Below are 17,475 nucleotides of genomic sequence, written 5' to 3' on the forward strand. Positions count from 1 at the left end.
TTGCAAAACTATCATTATAGTAGGACTGATTTTGAGTTGGCTTTACAATCTGTAGGGATTTGTAAAGGTGATACTGTTTTTTGTCATAGTAATGTTGGTTACCTAGGTTACCCGGAAGGAGTTACTTCCAAGCAGCAATCCTTAGAGTTAATACTTAGTACTTTTTTAAATTTACTAGGAAGCCAAGGTACCTTAGTGGTACCTACCTTTACTTATTCATTTGGTAAAGGAGAGAATTTTAATGTCAATGATACAGCGTCTGACTGTGGTATGTTCTCAGAATATATTAGGACTAATCCATTGTCAGTGCGAAGCAATGACCCTTCTGTATCTGTTTCTGCTATTGGAAAGTATGCTAGTTTCTTAACAAATAAAGTATCTGAAAATGCCTATGATGAGGGAAGCGCTTTTTCACGACTCGTTCAATTAAAGGCTAAGGTGCTTAACATTAACTTTGATGCAGGCAGTACGTTATTACATTTTTTTGAAAGAGTACATAATGTATCTTATAGGTTTGACAAAACATTTTATGGTAAAAAGTTTGATGGCAAATGCTATATTCCATGCAAATCAACCTTATGGGTTCGAGATTTAAACATAGAGGGGTCTCAGGCAAGTTTCGAGCGCTTTAACCGTTATGCCAGTGATAAAGGTATTTATAAAAGGGCTAAGGTAGGTCGAGGTGGAATTGGCTGTATTTCTGTCGAAGATATGAACAAGGCATTCTCAGAGTTATATGAGAAAGACCCTTGGTTTTTAACAGATAAACACATTTAATTTTTTAAAGATAATGGAGTTTTTTCGAACATTTAAGAATATAAGTGTTAGATTAATTATGAAATGAATCAATAAAAAGTATGAAAACAGCACAATGTAACGCTTTTAACTAGACTTAATTGGCATCGTTCAGGCTAACTAAATCTATTTTAATTACTAACCTATGAGTACTGCGCGATAACTTCTTCCTTCCTAAAGCAATCATTACTATGATCGTTAACCATTCCACAGGCCTGCATGTAAGCATACACTGTGGTTGGGCCTAAAAATTTAAAGCCACGCTTTTTTAAATCCTTCGCAAATAACGTCGATGCCTCAGTAACTGCAGGGTAGTCGGCCAGTGTTTCTAGATCGTTTACCTGAGGTTTATTACCAACAAACCGCCATTGATAATCACTAAAACTGCCAAACTCTTCTTGAATTGCAATAAAGCATTTCGCGTTATTAATTGTTGCGACAATTTTTAAGCGGTTGCGAACTATGCCCGCATTTTGCATTAATTTTTCTATATCGTGTTCAGTAAAGGCCGCTACTTTGTGTACATCAAAGTTGGCGAAGGCATTTTTATAATTCTCACGCTTTTTTAATATTGTATACCAGCTAAGTCCTGCTTGTGCCGATTCTAATGTTAAAAACTCAAAAAGTAGTTGATCCTCATACACTGGGACGCCCCATTCATGATCATGATATTCCACATAGTCAGGTTTTGTTGTATCTAACCATGGGCAGCGGCACTGAGTCTCTTTATTCATACATTTTCCTTTGCGCGTCATTTTTACGGCACGTGTTTTTACGGTTTAATCTATTGAATTTAATGTAAAATAATTTTGGTACACATTGTGCATTAGCTGCTGTATCTACATTATTTTAGAGAGTTGATTATGGCCCTTGCAAGTGTGCTAAAACCCCAGTTTATTTCTGCTAACCAGTATAACCCATGTTTACTGCAAGAGGAGTATGTTGGTGAGTTGAGTGATTTGCGTCAACAGGCAAGTTGGCTTTCTCATTTAGTTGATACTATGCCTGCGGGCGTGATTGTACTCGATGGTAAAGGAATGATCGCGAAGGCGAATCAAATTGCTATCGATATGCTCGGTGAACCACTAGAAGGTGAGAAGTGGTTTAGTGTTATTCAGCGCTCATTTCGTCCTCATCAAGATGATGGTCATGAAGTGTCGTTAAAAGATGGACGCTTAATAAAACTCGATATTACCGCACTTGCGCCAGAGCCTGGGCAACTTATATTAATGACCGATTTGACCGAAACCCGACGTTTACAAAAGCGAGTCGCGCATATGCAGCGTTTAAGTGCGTTAGGTAAAATGGTGGCATCTTTGGCCCATCAAGTACGCACACCGTTATCAGCAGCTATGTTGTATGCTGCCAATTTAGGCTCAAAGCGCTTACCCGAAGCATCACGCGGCAGTTTTCACACAAAATTAATGTCTCGCTTGAAAGATTTAGAAACCCAAGTAAACGACATGCTGCTATTTGCTAAAAGTGGTGATCAGCAGGTGGTTGAGCAAGTGTCGATGCAACAGCTACTCAGTGAAGTTAAAGCCGGTGCCGATGCCATGGTAGCGCTCAATGATAGCGAATTAAATGTGAGCTTACCTGAACCCGATATAGAAATTATGGGTAATAAAACCGCACTAGCAAGCGCTATTCAAAACCTTATTCACAACAGTATTCAAGTTATTGGCAGTGGCGCGCAGGTTCACCTTAGCGCCCTACGTGACAAACAAGACTCTGACTTTGTACGCATTAGCGTAAGTGACAATGGTCCAGGCATTGACTTAGTTCAGAGCGAGAAAATATTTGAACCTTTTTATACCACTAAAAGCCAAGGTACAGGCTTAGGGCTTGCCGTTGTTAGTTCGGTAGCCAGTGCGCATCAGGGAAGGGTGGAGGCAAACAACAACCCACACGGGGGAGCAATTTTTAGTATGTTGCTGCCTATTAGTGTCACATCTAAATTAGGGGAGTCACATGAGTAACACTATTTTAGTTGTAGAAGACGACGCCGGACTTCGTGAAGCATTAATTGATACTCTAGAAATGTCGGGCATCGCTTGCACGGCAGCCAACAGTGCAGAGCAAGCCATGTTGTTATTAAAAAAAGACGTATTTTCACTAGTGGTTAGTGATGTACAAATGGGCGAAATGAGTGGCTTAGATTTATTACGCAGTATTAAATTAAATCACCCTGATTTACCCGTTTTAATGATGACGGCCTATGCCACAATTGATGATGCAGTTGAAGCCATGCGCCTAGGCGCGATTGATTATATGGCTAAGCCATTTGCCCCAGAAGTGCTATTGAACATGGTCAGTCGTTACTTACCTGAAAAGGAAAAAGAAACAGACGGTCCTATTGTTGCCGACCCTAGTAGTATTCAACTACTTGAACTTGCAGGTAAAGTTGCTCGTTCGGATGCCAGTGTAATGGTACTTGGGCCAAGTGGCTCAGGTAAAGAAGTGCTGGCACGGTATATTCATGACAAGTCAAAACGCTGCAATGAACCATTTGTAGCAATTAACTGTGCTGCTATTCCTGAAAACATGCTTGAAGCTACTTTGTTTGGCTACGAAAAAGGCGCGTTTACTGGTGCGATTCAGGCCTGCCCGGGTAAGTTTGAACAAGCACAGGGTGGGACTATCTTACTTGATGAAATCACCGAAATGGATTTAGGCTTACAAGCTAAACTACTGCGGGTATTACAAGAACGCGAAGTTGAGCGTTTAGGCGGTCGGAAAACTATTTCGCTAGATGTACGTGTGCTTGCAACCAGTAACCGCGAATTAAAAGAGGCCGTTGCTGAAAATCAGTTCCGCGAAGATTTATATTATCGACTCAATGTGTTTCCTTTACTGTGGCGACCTCTGTGTGAGCGTCCTGGCGACATTATTGTACTGGCTAAGCATTTAATTGAACGTCACTTAAGTAAAAGCAAAGAGCCAATGGCGTATCTGGATACAAGCGCTGAACAAAAGCTACTTAGCCATAGCTGGCCGGGTAACGTTCGAGAGCTGGATAACGTTATTCAACGTGCTTTAATTTTACGCAGTGGCAGTACTATTGATGAGCATGCAATTTTTATCGAAAATTTAACCCCAACTCAGTTTGTGGTTAAAACAACGTCAGTGCCTGAGCCTATAAACAATAGTCTCAGTAACGCTTATTATGATGAAAAAACAATGCCCGAAGATGAGCAAAAAAATGATTTGCTCGCCTTAGACACGGGGAGTTATAAAGATGAGCTTAAAGATAAAGAGCATCGCATAATTCTAGAAACCTTGGCGCGTTGCCAAGGGAAACGTAAAGAAGTAGCCGAAACCTTAGGTATAAGTCCACGTACTTTGCGTTACAAATTAGCGCAAATGCGCGATTTAGGTATTTCCCTCCCTGCATAACCTCAACAGCCCTAAAGCTAAGTAACTTATATTAGGGCTGTCAAAACTCTGACTACGCAAATCTACACCTCAACCTTTTGTTTTAATTGGGTTTTATTTTTGGCATGTTTTGTGCTTTATTCTCTTTAAGAGTTTACTGCATTATCAGAGACAATTATGAAAATTCAAAACAGTGCTTTATTTCAAGAAATGCAATCTATGGCTTCAGAAGCCACGCGTAGTAACCAAGTTAATAACTTGCCAACGCAAGTGCAATCAACGTCTACAGCACAATTTGGTGATATGTTGAGTAATGCACTTAATACAGTGCATGAGCTTCAGCAAGACACAGGGCAAAAAAGAAAAGCAGTTGAGATGGGCGACAGAAGCGTATCGCTTGCTGAGGCGATGATTGCTTCGCAAAAGTCTTCTGTGGCATTTGAAGCTACGGTACAGGTTCGTAATAAGCTTGTTGAATCTTACAAAGAAATTATGAACATGCCTGTTTAACTAGGTAGTGGAGAATTATTGTGGCGCAATCTAATCAATCTACAGATCTGGCACTTGCTGATGGCATGATGGAGCAAAGTGAAAACGAAGATCAACAAGAGCAAAAATCAGGCTATTTCAGCGCCCTAGGCGGTGTTGATGTTTTACGTCAAATTACCCTGATTGTTGCATTGGCCATTTGTTTGGCTATTGCTATCTTCGTAATTATTTGGGCTCGTCAGCCAGATATGCGCCCATTAGGTAAAATGCAAACTCAAGAGTTAATTGAAACACTCGACTTTTTAGATGCGCAAAAAATTGACTATGAACTTGATGGTAATGTGGTGTCGGTTGATGAAACTGAGTATCAAAATATTAAGTTACTGATGACACGTGAAGGTTTAGATCAAGGGCCAACATCAGGTAGCGACATTATTATGCAAGACATGGGGTTTGGGGTCAGTCAACGTTTAGAACGTGAGCGCCTTAAACATGGTCGCGAGCAACAACTTGCCCGTACTATTGAAGAGCTAAACAACGTTACTCGCGCCAAAGTACTATTAGCTATTCCAAAAGAAAATGTATTTGCTCGTCGAGAGAAAAAACCCTCAGCAACAGTAGTACTAACGCTTAAGCGTGGTCGCTCACTAGATAGCGAAGAAGTTGACTCAGTAGTTGATATGATTGCTTCAGCGGTGCAAGGCCTTGAGCCTTCTCGCGTAACGGTGACCGATCAAAACGGCCGCCTATTAAATTCAGGCTCGCAAACCTCTTTGGCTGCACGCTCTCGTAAAGAATATGACCTAGAGCGTAAGCGTGAGCAAGAATACCTAGAAAAAATTGACAGCATTTTAATTCCCGTTGTTGGCTTGGGTAATTACACCGCCCAAGTAGATTTAAGCATGGACTTTAGTGCAGTAGAAGAAACACAAAAACGTTATAACCCAGATTTACCGGCAGTAAGAAGTGAAACCACTTTCGAAGAAAATAATATCGGTGGTTTAGCGGTAGGTATTCCTGGTGCACTTACTAATCAGCCTCCGGTTAACTCAACGATACCTGAAGATGCAATGGCTGGCGGTGCAGGCACTGCTACGTCACCAAGTCGTACTCACAAAGAAGCTACCCGTAACTATGAACTAGATACCACTATTTCTCATAAACGTCAGCAAACGGGTGTGATCCGCAGAATAAGTGTGTCTGTAGCGGTCGATTACTTACCCACGGTTGGTGAAAACGGTGAAACAACCATGACACCACGTTCGGTAGAAGCTTTGTCAAATATTCGTCGTTTGTTACAAGGTGGCGTAGGCTTTGATATGCAACGTGGCGATGCACTTGAAGTAGTAACCGTACCATTTGTTCGTGAAGACTCAGCGCTTGATTTTGAATTGCCTTTATGGGAACAAGATTGGTTTATGAAAATGATGCGCTTAGTATTAGGTGCGCTGGTTATTATTGTACTGATTTTAGCTGTAGTTAAGCCTATGCTTAAGCGCTTAATTTACCCAGATAATACACTTGAAGAATATGATGAAGACTCTCTTAGTTCAGGTGTTGACCTTGGTGACAGCACATTAGATATGCTAAATAATGACTTTGATTCTGCTTCAGTTGGCTTCTCAAGCGATGGTACACTACAGTTACCAGACCTACATGGCGACGAAGACTTATTGAAAGCGGTTCGTGCCCTTGTAGCCAATGAACCAGAACTATCATCACAAGTAGTGAAAGCGTGGTTAACAGAAGATGACTGATCAAGAACAAAAACAACTACCACCGGCGTTTGATGTTGATAAGCTCGATGGTGTAGATAAAGCGGCGATATTATTGCTGAGCTTATCTGAAGAAGACGCAGCGCAAATCCTAAAGCACTTAGAGCCAAAGCAAGTGCAAAAGGTAGGTATGGCCATGGCGGCAATCGATGATTTGTCGCAAGCTAAAATCAGCGCAGTGCACAACTTGTTTATCGAACAAATTCAAAGCTTTAGTACGATAGGTTTTCAGTCTGAAGATTTTATCAAAAAAGCACTTACGGCTGCATTAGGTGAAGATAAAGCTGCCAGCTTAATAGACCAAATTGTTATGGGATCAGGCGCTAAAGGGCTTGATTCATTAAAATGGATGGACTCAAAGCAGGTAGCTAATATTATTCGTAATGAGCATCCACAAATTCAAACAATTGTGCTTTCTTATTTAGAGCCGGAACAATCTGCTGAGATTTTAGCGCAATTTCCTGAAAAAGTGCGCTTAGATTTAACCATGCGTATTGCCAATTTAGAAGAAGTTCAACCAGCGGCTTTACAAGAATTAAACGAAATTATGGAAAAACAATTCGCTGGTCAAGCGGGCGCACAAGCTGCGAAGATGGGTGGCTTAAAAGCGGCTGCAGATATTATGAACTACCTCGATACCAATGTTGAAGGGCAGTTAATGGATTCTATCCGTGAGCATGACGAAGAAATGTCGCAACAAATTCAAGACTTAATGTTTGTCTTCGAAAACTTAATGGATGTAGAGGATCGAGGTATTCAAGCAATTTTACGTGAAGTGCCTCAAGATGTACTGATGAAGGCGATTAAAGGCACTGACGAAGCGCTTAAAGAGAAGATTTTGGGTAACATGTCAAAACGTGCAGCAGAAATGCTTGCTGATGACTTAGAAGCTATGGCACCAGTGCGTATTAGTGAAGTAGAAGCAGCACAAAAAGAAATACTGTCAACAGCTCGTCGTCTATCAGATTCAGGTGAAATTATGCTTGGTGGTGGCGGTGGTGAGGAGTTCTTATAATTTATGAGTAACTCAAAAGGTCGCCCGTTACACGCTGATGAAGCTGATGAGCTATTAAAAAATTGGCCAATTCCAGATGTTGCGCCAGATGAGCGAAGTTTTGGCAATCGTTCGACCGCTTTTGGTACGCCATTGGCAGAGCTATACCATAAAGAAATGGCCAAAGAGCAAGATGAAGAGCCCGAAGAACAAGAATTACCTTCTCTTACTATGGTGGAGCTTGAGCGCATTCGCCAAGATGCGTATGAGGAAGGTCTTAAGCAAGGACATGAGCAAGGCTATATAGATGGTTTTGATAAAGGCGTAACTGAGGGAAAAGAAGCTGGTTACAAAGAAGGTGTTGAGCTGGGTAAAACCCAAGGTCAAGAAGAGGTTAAACCTTTGATGGATGAGCAGTTAACTCACTTACGCAGCTTGTTAGATAGTTTATCTGATCCACTTAAAAAAGTGGATGAGCAAGCAGAAAAGCAGTTGGTACAGTTAGCAACTATGCTTAGTGAAGCAATCATTTATCAAGAGATAAAAACTTCGCCTGATATTATCTTACATACCTTGAAAAAAAGCATTGATGCATTGAATGCAGAGCAACAGAAAGTTAAAATTCATCTTCACCCAGAAGACCTAACACTTATAAAAACCAGTTATGGCGAGCAAGCTATTGAAGATAATCATTGGCAGTTAATTCCAGAGCCTACATTGGAGCGCGGCGGTTGTGAAGTGAAGACAACACTATCGTCTTTAGATATGACCTTGAAAACTCGTGTCAAAGAAATATTGGATAGTTTTTTGCATAATAGTGGTATCTAACTTTTTATTGGCGTGCAATGTCTGTGAGCGATACTTCATTAAGCGAACGCTTATCTCAGTACCAACAACATATTAAAACCCCAGCCCCTGCGGTTGCGGGTGTTTTAACCCGTGTGGTTGGTTTAACACTTGAAGCAAAAGGCCTGCGAGCTCCAGTAGGCAGCCAATGTAAAATTGAAACCATGAGCGGCTTTGTTGATGCCGAGATTGTTGGTTTTAATGATCAAACCTTATATTTAATGCCCAATGATCACATCTCAGGTGTACTTCCTGGTGCCCGAGTTATTCCTCAAGTTAATGACACTGGTTTACCTGTTGGTATGAGTTTACTTGGCCGAGTTGTCGACGGTTTAGGGCGACCTTTAGATGGGCTAGGGAAAATAAACGCAGAACACACACTTAAATTCGCTCAAAACGCAATAAACCCACTGGCAAGACGCCCCATTAGTAAACCCATGGATGTAGGAGTACGCGCTATTAACTCAGTAATTACGGTAGGCCAAGGTCAGCGTATGGGCTTATTTGCAGGCTCCGGTGTGGGTAAATCTGTACTATTGGGCATGATGACTCGAGGCAGTGAAGCCGATGTAATTGTAGTGGGTTTAGTTGGTGAGCGTGGCCGAGAAGTAAAAGAATTTATTGAAGAAATACTGGGTGTTGAAGGACGTAAACGCTCAGTTGTTGTGGCAGCGCCTGCTGATGCTTCGCCATTAATGCGATTAAAGGGCTGTGAGAGTGCAGTCACCATTGCAGAATACTTTCGAGATCAAGGGCTAAACGTATTGTTACTGCTTGACTCGGTAACGCGTTATGCCATGGCACAGCGTGAAATAGCACTGGCTGTTGGTGAGCCTCCTGCAACCAAAGGTTATCCGCCTTCAGTATTTGCTAAATTACCCGCATTAGTGGAACGTGCTGGTAATGGCGGAGAAGGACAAGGCTCTATTACCGCCTTTTTTACTGTACTGAGTGAAGGTGATGACATGCAAGACCCGATAGCCGATGCCGCACGTGCCATACTTGATGGGCATATTGTTTTATCGCGTGATTTAGCCGACAGCGGTCATTACCCTGCTATTGATATAGAAAAGTCTATTTCTCGAGTGATGCCACAAGTGGTTTCAGAGCCACATATGCAGCAAGCTCGGGTACTTAAACAAGTATATTCTATGTATCAACAGAACAAAGATATGATCACCTTGGGTGCTTATCAAAAAGGCAGTGACCAAATGCTTGATCAGGCAATAAACATGATGCCAAGAGTGAACGCATTTTTACAGCAAGGCATGCGTGACGTGATTAGTTATGATGATGGCCTACAAGGGCTCGCACAATTATTAGGACAAGCATAATGGCAAAAAATAAACTACATTTGCTGCTTAAGCTTGAAAATGAAAAAGAAGAAACATTACGCATGAGCTACTTGCAAGCAAATCAAAACTTGCAGCTAAATCAGCAAAAGCTTCAAGGCTTAAATGACTTTCGACTTGAATATACTCAGCAACTTCATATTAAAGGGCAGTCGGGCTTATCAAGTGCCGGGTTTAGCCAGTATCACGCATTCATAGCTAAGATTGAAGAGGCGACTCGCCAACAAGCGAGTACCGTTAATACTGCAAAACAAGTCGTGAGCCAGCGTAAAACCTTATGGTTAAAACAACAAGTTAAAGCGAAAGCGGTTGCTAAGCTAATTGAAAAGCAACAGTTAAAAGCGGATATGCTGGTGGCTAAGAATGAACAAAAAATGTTAGATGAGTTTTCTTCTAATCAATTTTATCAAAGAAATAAAGCACTATAAGTTAGGCATGCTAATTGCTTATGTTCTATAAGAGCAATGTTTTTTAGGATTGTGCGGTGGGCTGTTGCCGCTTTTATTAGGTGATTTATGGCGATGAATGATATTTCAATGTTGGCGGTATCTGAGCAAGACTCATACCTAGTTAATAAAGACAGTGATAAAGCAAAATTAGATAGCAGTAATGATGCTGGCTTTTTTGACCAACTAGCACTTGCTAACCAAGCTTCTGATACACAAAATGCAGAGGTTAAGGCGCCAAAAAAACAACCATCAGATGAACCATCCGATCCAAAAGAGCAAACTAGCGAAGAGAAGCCTTTGAGCGGTGAGGATATGCTGGCGCAAATTAATGCGGCACAGGTAATCGACACCTCAGTAAAAAATAACTCTCATGGCGGCGCAGAGTTAATAGACAAAAATGGTGTCAAAATAAACATTAAGCCTGAAGATAAGCTTGCACCTATTGTTATTAATTTGCCAAGTGATGAAATTGTTGATGATGCAGCTATTTTACAAGCACAAAATGTTGCAGGTGCTGCATCAGCGAGCAAAACTGCTGTTGGGTCTCCACAGCTTGGAACTAAATCAATAGCGACAGCTGCCACAGCCGGAGAATCTGAGACGGTTAAAAATGAGCAAGCGGTTGCTAAACCATCAGATAAGCCGACTGATTCTACAGGTACTAAAGCATCGATAGACGCCTCTGTTTTAGCGCTGTTGTCAAAAGATGATAATGCAATAAAAGCTGATAAACTCTTAGCAAATTTAACGCCTGCTCAACAAGGTGAACTTGCTACTGAGCTTGATGCGATGAGCAAACCTATTAATAAAGACAATGTAGCGGATTTAAAGCAGTTACTCAGTAAGTATGTTAGCGAAAGCGAGAAACCGCAAACTCCTCAACAAGCCATTAATGCACAAATAAGTACGCTAACGACCCCAGAAAAACAGGCATTGCTTAATCAGTTGCAGGGATACATTAAAAGCGAGCCTATACCTACTAAAGAACTTACCTTATTAAAAGGGGTTATCAGTGATTTAGAAACTGCTATCAACGCAGACACTTTGTCTAGTGCCAAAGATAAGCCGTTGTTTGCTAATAATACGTTGATAGCAGGCGTTACACCTAAAACACAAAAAGGTACAGAGTCGGCTAATGTAAAACCTGAGCTAAAATCAGAAAGCTCTAAATCGATAGCCGAAACGCCTGAGGAGCTTACTAAACAGCTTGATGTACTACAAAAAGAGAGTATGCGCGCCACTAACGCAGAACAAATGCCAGCGCGTGCTGCACAGATTTTTTCTCAAATCATTAATATATTCGATAAATCGTCGCTTAATACTATCGCTAAATACGATACTTTAGGCTACGAGCAAGCTATTATTGAAGCGCAAAGTTTACAGGCTGGGCAGTTACAAAGCACTGCGCAAGCTAAACAGGTGAGCATTGATCCTGCCACCTTACAGGCATTAAATATTATTAAAAGTGATGCCGCAAAAATGCTACAAGAGCGCGTTACTTCAATGTTAAGCATTAATAACAAAGAAGCTGAAATTCGTTTAGATCCACCTGAAATGGGCAGTATGCAAATTCGTATTCGAAGTGATGCGGAGCAAGCACAAATAAACTTTGTAGTGCAAAATCAGCAAGCCAAAGAAGCGCTAGAGCAATCATTACCTAGGCTTAGAGAATTATTAATGCAACAAGGTTTAGAACTAGGTGAAAGCAGCATTTCTTATGGTGGTTCATCTCCAGAACAAAACGAGCAACAAGAAGGTCAGCCACAAGGTCAAATGGCTAATAATAGCTCTTCAGATGAGACAAATAGTGAGCAACCAGATAAGCAAACACATAGTTCTGGACAACAAACGTCATCATCAATAGATTACTATGCCTAAGTCCTGCTATTATAATAGTTAAAACAAGCAAATACCTTTGCGAATAAAGGAAATACAATGGCTGAAGATACTAATTTAGAAATAGAAGAAGTCAGTAAAAATAAAAGCAAACTCATTATAATTATAGCCGCTGTATTAGTTATTGTTGGCGGTGTAGCTGGTTACTTTTTACTGTCGGGTGATGATGAGCCCGTAGAAACTTTAACAGATGATGCCGCCAGTGGTGAAGTGGCTGCTGAACCATCAAGCTCCTCGGCAACGGTAGGCAGTGCACTATATGTTGCTATGCCGAGACCTTTTATATTTAATGTTCCAGGGGCGAGTCGCGATAGAATTGTACAAATTAAAGTGCAATTGCTGGTGCGCGGAGATGGCAATGAAGAAACTGCTAAAAAGCATATTCCGCTGATTGAAGGTACGCTATTGAGTGTATTTTCAATGACTACCGCAGATGAACTAAGCACCAGTGTAGGCAAAGAAACACTGCGCTTTACTGCGCTAGATAAAGTACAAGCTGCAATGATGGATGTGGAAGGAAGTAAAGTAATTGAGCGGGTACTGTTTACCGGCTTTGTGATGCAATAAGGGGTCAGTGTGAGCGATTTATTATCCCAAGACGAAATTGATGCGCTATTACACGGTGTTGATGAGGTCGAAGAGGAAGATATACACGACGGTGAAGACGGTGAGGGAAGTACGCTACAGTATGACTTCTCTTCGCAAGATCGCATCGTGCGTGGTCGCATGCCGACACTTGAAATTGTTAATGAGCGATTTGCGCGTCATATGCGAATTAGCTTATTTAACATGATGCGCCGCACCGCTGAGGTGTCAATTAATGGCGTGCAAATGATCAAATTTGGTGAGTATATTCATACCTTATTTGTACCAACCAGTTTGAATATGGTGCGTTTTCGCCCACTAAAAGGCACTGGCCTAATTACCATGGAGGCGCGTTTAGTCTTTATACTGGTAGATAATTTTTTTGGTGGCGATGGTCGTTATCATGCCAAAATTGAAGGGCGTGAATTTACCCCAACAGAGCGCCGTATCGTGCAAATGCTGCTAAAAATAATCTTTGAAGATTACAAAGAAGCATGGGCGCCGGTTATGGATGTGTCGTTTGAGTATCTCGATTCTGAGGTGAATCCCGCCATGGCTAACATTGTTAGCCCAACCGAAGTGGTGGTTATTAGCTCTTTTCACATTGAGCTTGATGGCGGCGGTGGTGACTTTCATATTGCGCTGCCTTACTCAATGCTCGAACCTATACGAGAGCTATTGGATGCAGGTGTTCAGTCTGATACTGAAGATACCGATTTACGTTGGAGCAAGGCACTTCGCGACGAAATAATGGATGTAGAAGTCGATTTGTCGACTCAGCTACTTGAAGTTGATTTAAGCTTAAAACAAATTATGGAGCTTAAGGCGGGGGATATTATTCCTGTTGAAATGCCAGAGCATATTACTGTGTTTGTTGAAGAGTTACCAACATTTAGAGCTAAAATGGGTCGCTCACGCGATAACGTTGCGCTACAAATTAGTGAAAAAATTAAACGCCCTGATTCAGTTAAGTCTGAGCTGCATGTCTTTACTAAAGGCGGCAAAAAAATTGATTCAGATGCAGAATTAGCAGAACTAGAAGATGATTTACACCTTTCAAACGGTGTAGACTTAGACTGGTAATTGATTAAAAGGTTAAAAGTATGAGCGATGATCAAGATACGATGGACGAATGGGCAGCAGCACTTGCTGAGGCTGAAGGAACTGACGATGATAGTGCAGAGGTTAAAGTAACCGAGCTTGATGAGCTGGATGATTCAAAGCATGAGCTCAGCGGTGAAGAAAAACGTAAACTCGACACTATTTTAGATATTCCCGTTACTATTTCGATGGAAGTAGGGCGTTCTAAAATTAATATTCGTAACTTATTACAACTTAACCAAGGTTCAGTTGTTGAACTTGATAGGGTTGCAGGTGAACCGCTAGATGTATTAGTTAATGGTACGTTGATAGCACATGGTGAAGTGGTTGTGGTGAACGATAAGTTTGGTATTCGCTTAACGGATGTAATTAGTCAGGTTGAACGGATCAAAAAGTTACGATGATAGCATTACTTGGTTTAAGCAATTCTGTGTTTGCAGCTACCGATGCTGCAACACCCACCACAGACATTATTTCAATGGTTATGTCGTTAGGTGTGGTGGTAGTGTTAATTTTAGTGTTGGCTTTTTTTGTTAAAAAGCTTAATCCAAATTTAACCAATAACGATGAGTTTAAAGTGATTCGCAGCCTCCCTTTAGGCTCACGCGAGCGTTTGATGGTAGTTGAGATAGATAATGCACAGCATCTATTAGGTGTAACTCCACATAGCATTAATTATTTACACAAGCTAGAAACCCCCCTAACAGAGAAAGAGTTACCAGAATTAGCGAAGCGTTTTGGCAAAATGTTAAATCCACAACTTAATCAAAATAAAAAGAATTAATATTATGACCAAATGGCTGCTTATTATTCTTGCCATCGTGTTCATTCCTGGTGTTAATGCAGAAGGGATTGACGCGCTTACGATCACAAGTAATCCTGATGGCACGCAAGACTATTCAGTGACGCTACAAGTGTTAGCGATCATGACGGCAATGAGCTTTATTCCAGCAGCCATTATCATGATGACCTCGTTCACTCGAATTATTGTAGTATTGGCTATTTTGCGCCAAGCGATTGGCTTACAGCAAACCCCTTCGAATCAAGTATTACTAGGTATGTCGCTGTTTTTAAGTATTTTTATTATGGCGCCTATTTATGAGCAAATAAACGAACGTGCAATCGAACCGTACTTAAGTGAACAGGTAACATCACTAGAAGCACTCGATTTAGCTAAAGAGCCAATGAAAGCTTTTATGCTTTCTCAAGTACGATTAAAAGACTTAGAAACCTTTGCAAAAATAGCTGGGTACGATCAGCTTGATTCACCCGAAGCAACGCCAATGATTGTTCTTATTCCGGCGTTTGTGACCAGTGAGCTACAAACGGCCTTTATTATCGGTTTTATGTTCTTCATCCCCTTTTTGATTGTCGATTTGGTGGTTGCATCGGTGTTGATGGCCATGGGTATGATGATGCTATCCCCCATGATAGTATCGCTACCGTTTAAGATTATGTTGTTTGTATTGGTTGATGGTTGGAGCTTGGTGATGGGTACGCTCGCTAAAAGCTTTGGGTTGGGCACATAGTGGTGCTTTCTACTTTGAACCAATCACTCTAGGAGTCGCCCATGGAACCTGAAGTATTTGTTGATATTTTAAGTGGAGCCCTGTTTTTAGTGATTAAGCTGGTGTCTGCTATTGTGGTACCTGGTTTAATTATTGGTTTAGTAGTGGCAGTATTTCAGGCGGCAACCTCAATTAATGAACAAACACTGAGCTTTTTACCGCGTCTATTAATTACTATTAGTGCGTTAATAGTGGGTGGACATTGGTTTACTCAAGAGCTGATGGATTTTTTTAATCGCTTAGTGCTTCTTATACCCGAAATAGCAGGTTAACGATGGAGTTCCCATTTTCCGTTGTTATTCAATGGTTAAGTGATTTTTTACTGCCCCTGGTGCGTATTAGCTCAATGATCATGATAATGGCGGGTATTGGCGCCAAAAACGTCCCTTCTCGAATTAAAATGGGCTTGGCTGTTGTAGTCACATTTTTAGTTGTGCCTGTTTTACCTCCCGCTACATTTACTAATTTATTTTCTTTTGAAATGGTTTTAGTGGTGCTACAACAAATGCTGATTGGCGTTGCGATTGGTTTTGCATCCACACTACTGCTCAATACATTTGTGTTAGCCGGGCAAATCCTTGCTATGCAAACTGGTTTAGGTTTTGCGTCTGTTGTTGACCCCTCAAATGGAATGAGTGTGCCTGCTGTAGGGCAGTTCTACCTCATTTTAGCTACCTTGTTATTTTTTGTATTTAATGGCCATTTAATGATGATTCAAATGGTGGTACATAGTTTTCAGGTATTGCCAATTGATGGTAATTGGTGGGCGGTTGATCATTATTGGGACATAGTGACATGGGGTGGTTGGATGTTTACCACTGCACTAGTGCTTTCGTTAGCGCCATTAACGGCCATGCTTGTAATTAATATGTCATTTGGCATTATGACCCGTGCTGCCCCACAGTTAAATATCTTCTCTATAGGCTTTCCGTTTACCTTAGTGGCAGGGCTCGTTATTATTTGGGCTACCCTCGGTAACTTTATCACTCAGTTTGAGTTCCAATGGCTAAAAATGGTTGAGCTAATGTGTACTCTAGTTGGTTGTTCCCCTTAGGAGAGCGTAATGGCTGAAGATTCAGGACAAGAAAAAACCGAAGAACCCACGCCCAAAAAAGTTGATGATGCCAAAAAGAAAGGCCAAATAGCGCGCTCTAAAGAGCTAGGTACTATGTTTGTACTTATTTTTTCTGCTATTTCTCTATTAATGTACGGCCCTGAAATTGGCAAAGGCTTGTATCGAATTATGGGCAGAATGCTTAGTCTTAATCGCAATGAAACCTACGACACCACAAAAATGTTTGCGGTGTGGGGAGAGGTTGCTGACGTACTGTTATTTCCTATGTCGATGTTTGTACTTATTATTGTACTGGCTGCGTTTATTGGTAACACCATGCTTGGCGGCTTTAATTTTAGCTGGCAGGCAGCAGCGCCCAAAGCCAGTAAAATGTCGCCAATGAAAGGTTTTACTCGGATGTTTGGCCCGCAAGCGGCTATTGAACTACTTAAATCATTATTAAAGTTTGGCCTAGTGGCAACTTTCGCTATCTTTTTAATTAATGTTTATTTTGATGAAATATTACATTTAAGTATAGAAAGTGCGCCAGGCAATATCGTGCATGCTTTGGAAATATTAGCCTGGATGTTTTTAGGGTTATCTTGCACCTTAATTATTATTGCAGCTATTGATGCGCCATTTCAAAGTTATAGCCATAACAAACAGCTTAAAATGACGATGCAAGAAGTAAAAGATGAATATAAGAACTCTGAGGGTGATCCGCAAATCAAAGCGCGTATCAGGCAAACCCAACGTCAAATGTCGCAAAAGAGAATGATGCAGGATGTTCCCGATGCCGATGTTATTGTTACCAACCCTACTCATTACTCAGTGGCTTTAAAATACGACACAGAGCGAGCTGGAGCGCCTATTGTACTAGCCAAAGGTGTTGACGAACTCGCTATGCAAATTCGTAAAATTGCTTTAGGTAATGAAGTGCCTATTGTTGAGTCGCCTACTTTAACGCGAGCGCTTTATCATACTGCTGAAGTAGGGGATCAAATTCCCGATCAGCTATTTACTGCTGTTGCTCAAGTGCTTGCCTATGTATTTCAACTTAAACGGTTTAAAAAAGGCCGTGGAAAACGCCCTGTCGCGCTTAATAAAAAACTGCCAATCCCCGATGAATTCAAGTATTAACCGCTAACCAACTAACTTGGAATAGTTATTGCAATTTCAGCGTAGTGTCAATTTTT

19 protein-coding genes are annotated in these 17,475 nt (G+C 41.1%); 18 read left to right on the forward strand and 1 reads right to left on the reverse strand.

The window, feature by feature from the left end; genetic code table 11:
- Entirely contained in the window at nucleotides 1-777 is a 777-nt protein-coding gene (locus tag ACZ5WS_RS07610; protein ID WP_171039589.1) for an AAC(3) family N-acetyltransferase, read from the forward strand.
- A 161-nt stretch (nucleotides 778-938) separates the two neighbouring features.
- Here ACZ5WS_RS07610 and ACZ5WS_RS07615 read toward each other — a convergent pair whose 3' ends face one another.
- Nucleotides 939-1,529, reverse strand: coding sequence for a DNA-3-methyladenine glycosylase I (locus ACZ5WS_RS07615; RefSeq protein WP_464711419.1), 591 nt, complete (start codon nucleotides 1,527-1,529; stop codon nucleotides 939-941).
- 129 nt (nucleotides 1,530-1,658) lie between these two features.
- Here ACZ5WS_RS07615 and ACZ5WS_RS07620 point away from each other — a divergent pair, with 129 nt between their 5' ends.
- From ACZ5WS_RS07620 to flhB, 17 genes are all read left to right on the forward strand, one after another.
- Nucleotides 1,659-2,774, forward strand: a complete 1,116-nt coding sequence (locus ACZ5WS_RS07620) for a sensor histidine kinase (protein WP_138622158.1) — start codon at nucleotides 1,659-1,661, stop codon at nucleotides 2,772-2,774.
- Nucleotides 2,767-4,191, forward strand: a complete 1,425-nt coding sequence (locus ACZ5WS_RS07625; protein WP_464711421.1) for a sigma-54-dependent transcriptional regulator — start codon at nucleotides 2,767-2,769, stop codon at nucleotides 4,189-4,191. The genes ACZ5WS_RS07620 and ACZ5WS_RS07625 overlap by 8 nt, the downstream gene beginning before the upstream one ends.
- A 156-nt stretch (nucleotides 4,192-4,347) precedes the next feature.
- On the forward strand, nucleotides 4,348-4,680 hold the full coding sequence (fliE, locus tag ACZ5WS_RS07630; RefSeq protein WP_010387900.1) for a flagellar hook-basal body complex protein FliE: 333 nt from the start codon (nucleotides 4,348-4,350) through the stop codon (nucleotides 4,678-4,680).
- A 20-nt stretch (nucleotides 4,681-4,700) separates the two neighbouring features.
- The gene (gene fliF / locus ACZ5WS_RS07635; RefSeq protein WP_138622154.1) at nucleotides 4,701-6,416 is read left to right on the forward strand and encodes a flagellar basal-body MS-ring/collar protein FliF; all 1,716 of its coding nucleotides are present in this window, start codon (nucleotides 4,701-4,703) and stop codon (nucleotides 6,414-6,416) included.
- Entirely contained in the window at nucleotides 6,409-7,449 is a 1,041-nt protein-coding gene (fliG, locus tag ACZ5WS_RS07640; protein ID WP_010387902.1) for a flagellar motor switch protein FliG, read from the forward strand. Before fliF ends, fliG begins: the two co-directional genes overlap by 8 nt.
- Nucleotides 7,450-7,452: 3 nt before the next feature.
- Nucleotides 7,453-8,256, forward strand: coding sequence for a flagellar assembly protein FliH (gene fliH, locus ACZ5WS_RS07645; RefSeq protein WP_464711424.1), 804 nt, complete (start codon nucleotides 7,453-7,455; stop codon nucleotides 8,254-8,256).
- Between the two features lie 17 nt (nucleotides 8,257-8,273).
- Nucleotides 8,274-9,608, forward strand: a complete 1,335-nt coding sequence (fliI, locus tag ACZ5WS_RS07650) for a flagellar protein export ATPase FliI (RefSeq protein ID WP_054201721.1) — start codon at nucleotides 8,274-8,276, stop codon at nucleotides 9,606-9,608.
- Nucleotides 9,608-10,054: a flagellar export protein FliJ gene (gene fliJ / locus ACZ5WS_RS07655; RefSeq protein WP_010387909.1), complete on the forward strand. Its 447-nt coding sequence runs from the start codon at nucleotides 9,608-9,610 to the stop codon at nucleotides 10,052-10,054. The genes fliI and fliJ overlap by 1 nt, the downstream gene beginning before the upstream one ends.
- Nucleotides 10,055-10,141: 87 nt before the next feature.
- On the forward strand, nucleotides 10,142-11,953 hold the full coding sequence (locus ACZ5WS_RS07660; RefSeq protein ID WP_464711427.1) for a flagellar hook-length control protein FliK: 1,812 nt from the start codon (nucleotides 10,142-10,144) through the stop codon (nucleotides 11,951-11,953).
- 57 nt (nucleotides 11,954-12,010) lie between these two features.
- On the forward strand, nucleotides 12,011-12,538 hold the full coding sequence (gene fliL / locus ACZ5WS_RS07665; RefSeq protein ID WP_054201719.1) for a flagellar basal body-associated protein FliL: 528 nt from the start codon (nucleotides 12,011-12,013) through the stop codon (nucleotides 12,536-12,538).
- 9 nt (nucleotides 12,539-12,547) lie between these two features.
- A complete protein-coding gene (fliM, locus tag ACZ5WS_RS07670) occupies nucleotides 12,548-13,639 on the forward strand; it encodes a flagellar motor switch protein FliM (RefSeq protein WP_010387912.1) in 1,092 nt (363 codons plus the stop codon).
- Between the two features lie 20 nt (nucleotides 13,640-13,659).
- Nucleotides 13,660-14,061, forward strand: coding sequence for a flagellar motor switch protein FliN (fliN, locus tag ACZ5WS_RS07675; protein ID WP_010387913.1), 402 nt, complete (start codon nucleotides 13,660-13,662; stop codon nucleotides 14,059-14,061).
- On the forward strand, nucleotides 14,058-14,441 hold the full coding sequence (fliO, locus tag ACZ5WS_RS07680) for a flagellar biosynthetic protein FliO (RefSeq protein ID WP_010387917.1): 384 nt from the start codon (nucleotides 14,058-14,060) through the stop codon (nucleotides 14,439-14,441). Before fliN ends, fliO begins: the two co-directional genes overlap by 4 nt.
- Before the next feature lie 4 nt (nucleotides 14,442-14,445).
- Complete coding sequence (fliP, locus tag ACZ5WS_RS07685) at nucleotides 14,446-15,186, forward strand: flagellar type III secretion system pore protein FliP (RefSeq protein WP_198523537.1); 741 nt, start codon at nucleotides 14,446-14,448, stop codon at nucleotides 15,184-15,186.
- Nucleotides 15,187-15,227: 41 nt separating this feature from the next.
- A complete protein-coding gene (locus tag ACZ5WS_RS07690) occupies nucleotides 15,228-15,497 on the forward strand; it encodes a flagellar biosynthetic protein FliQ (RefSeq protein WP_010387922.1) in 270 nt (89 codons plus the stop codon).
- A gap of 2 nt (nucleotides 15,498-15,499) precedes the next feature.
- Nucleotides 15,500-16,279: a flagellar biosynthetic protein FliR gene (gene fliR, locus ACZ5WS_RS07695; protein ID WP_010387923.1), complete on the forward strand. Its 780-nt coding sequence runs from the start codon at nucleotides 15,500-15,502 to the stop codon at nucleotides 16,277-16,279.
- Between the two features lie 9 nt (nucleotides 16,280-16,288).
- Entirely contained in the window at nucleotides 16,289-17,419 is a 1,131-nt protein-coding gene (gene flhB / locus ACZ5WS_RS07700; RefSeq protein ID WP_010387924.1) for a flagellar biosynthesis protein FlhB, read from the forward strand.
- The last annotated feature ends 56 nt before the right edge of the window (nucleotides 17,420-17,475 follow it).

The sequence above is a fragment of the Pseudoalteromonas sp. 11L1 genome (assembly GCF_055397545.1).

Excerpts from the sequence above, each read along its gene's own strand:
- ACZ5WS_RS07615 (WP_464711419.1), bottom strand. The coding sequence starts at position 1,529 with ATGAATAAAGAGACTCAGTGCCGCTGCCCATGGTTAGATACAACAAAA.
- ACZ5WS_RS07620 (WP_138622158.1), top strand. The coding sequence starts at position 1,659 with ATGGCCCTTGCAAGTGTGCTAAAACCCCAGTTTATTTCTGCTAACCAG.
- ACZ5WS_RS07625 (WP_464711421.1), top strand. The coding sequence starts at position 2,767 with ATGAGTAACACTATTTTAGTTGTAGAAGACGACGCCGGACTTCGTGAA.
- fliE (WP_010387900.1), top strand. The coding sequence starts at position 4,348 with ATGAAAATTCAAAACAGTGCTTTATTTCAAGAAATGCAATCTATGGCT.
- fliG (WP_010387902.1), top strand. The coding sequence starts at position 6,409 with ATGACTGATCAAGAACAAAAACAACTACCACCGGCGTTTGATGTTGAT.
- fliH (WP_464711424.1), top strand. The coding sequence starts at position 7,453 with ATGAGTAACTCAAAAGGTCGCCCGTTACACGCTGATGAAGCTGATGAG.
- fliI (WP_054201721.1), top strand. The coding sequence starts at position 8,274 with ATGTCTGTGAGCGATACTTCATTAAGCGAACGCTTATCTCAGTACCAA.
- fliJ (WP_010387909.1), top strand. The coding sequence starts at position 9,608 with ATGGCAAAAAATAAACTACATTTGCTGCTTAAGCTTGAAAATGAAAAA.
- ACZ5WS_RS07660 (WP_464711427.1), top strand. The coding sequence starts at position 10,142 with ATGGCGATGAATGATATTTCAATGTTGGCGGTATCTGAGCAAGACTCA.
- fliL (WP_054201719.1), top strand. The coding sequence starts at position 12,011 with ATGGCTGAAGATACTAATTTAGAAATAGAAGAAGTCAGTAAAAATAAA.
- fliN (WP_010387913.1), top strand. The coding sequence starts at position 13,660 with ATGAGCGATGATCAAGATACGATGGACGAATGGGCAGCAGCACTTGCT.
- fliO (WP_010387917.1), top strand. The coding sequence starts at position 14,058 with ATGATAGCATTACTTGGTTTAAGCAATTCTGTGTTTGCAGCTACCGAT.
- fliP (WP_198523537.1), top strand. The coding sequence starts at position 14,446 with ATGACCAAATGGCTGCTTATTATTCTTGCCATCGTGTTCATTCCTGGT.
- ACZ5WS_RS07690 (WP_010387922.1), top strand. The coding sequence starts at position 15,228 with ATGGAACCTGAAGTATTTGTTGATATTTTAAGTGGAGCCCTGTTTTTA.
- fliR (WP_010387923.1), top strand. The coding sequence starts at position 15,500 with ATGGAGTTCCCATTTTCCGTTGTTATTCAATGGTTAAGTGATTTTTTA.
- flhB (WP_010387924.1), top strand. The coding sequence starts at position 16,289 with ATGGCTGAAGATTCAGGACAAGAAAAAACCGAAGAACCCACGCCCAAA.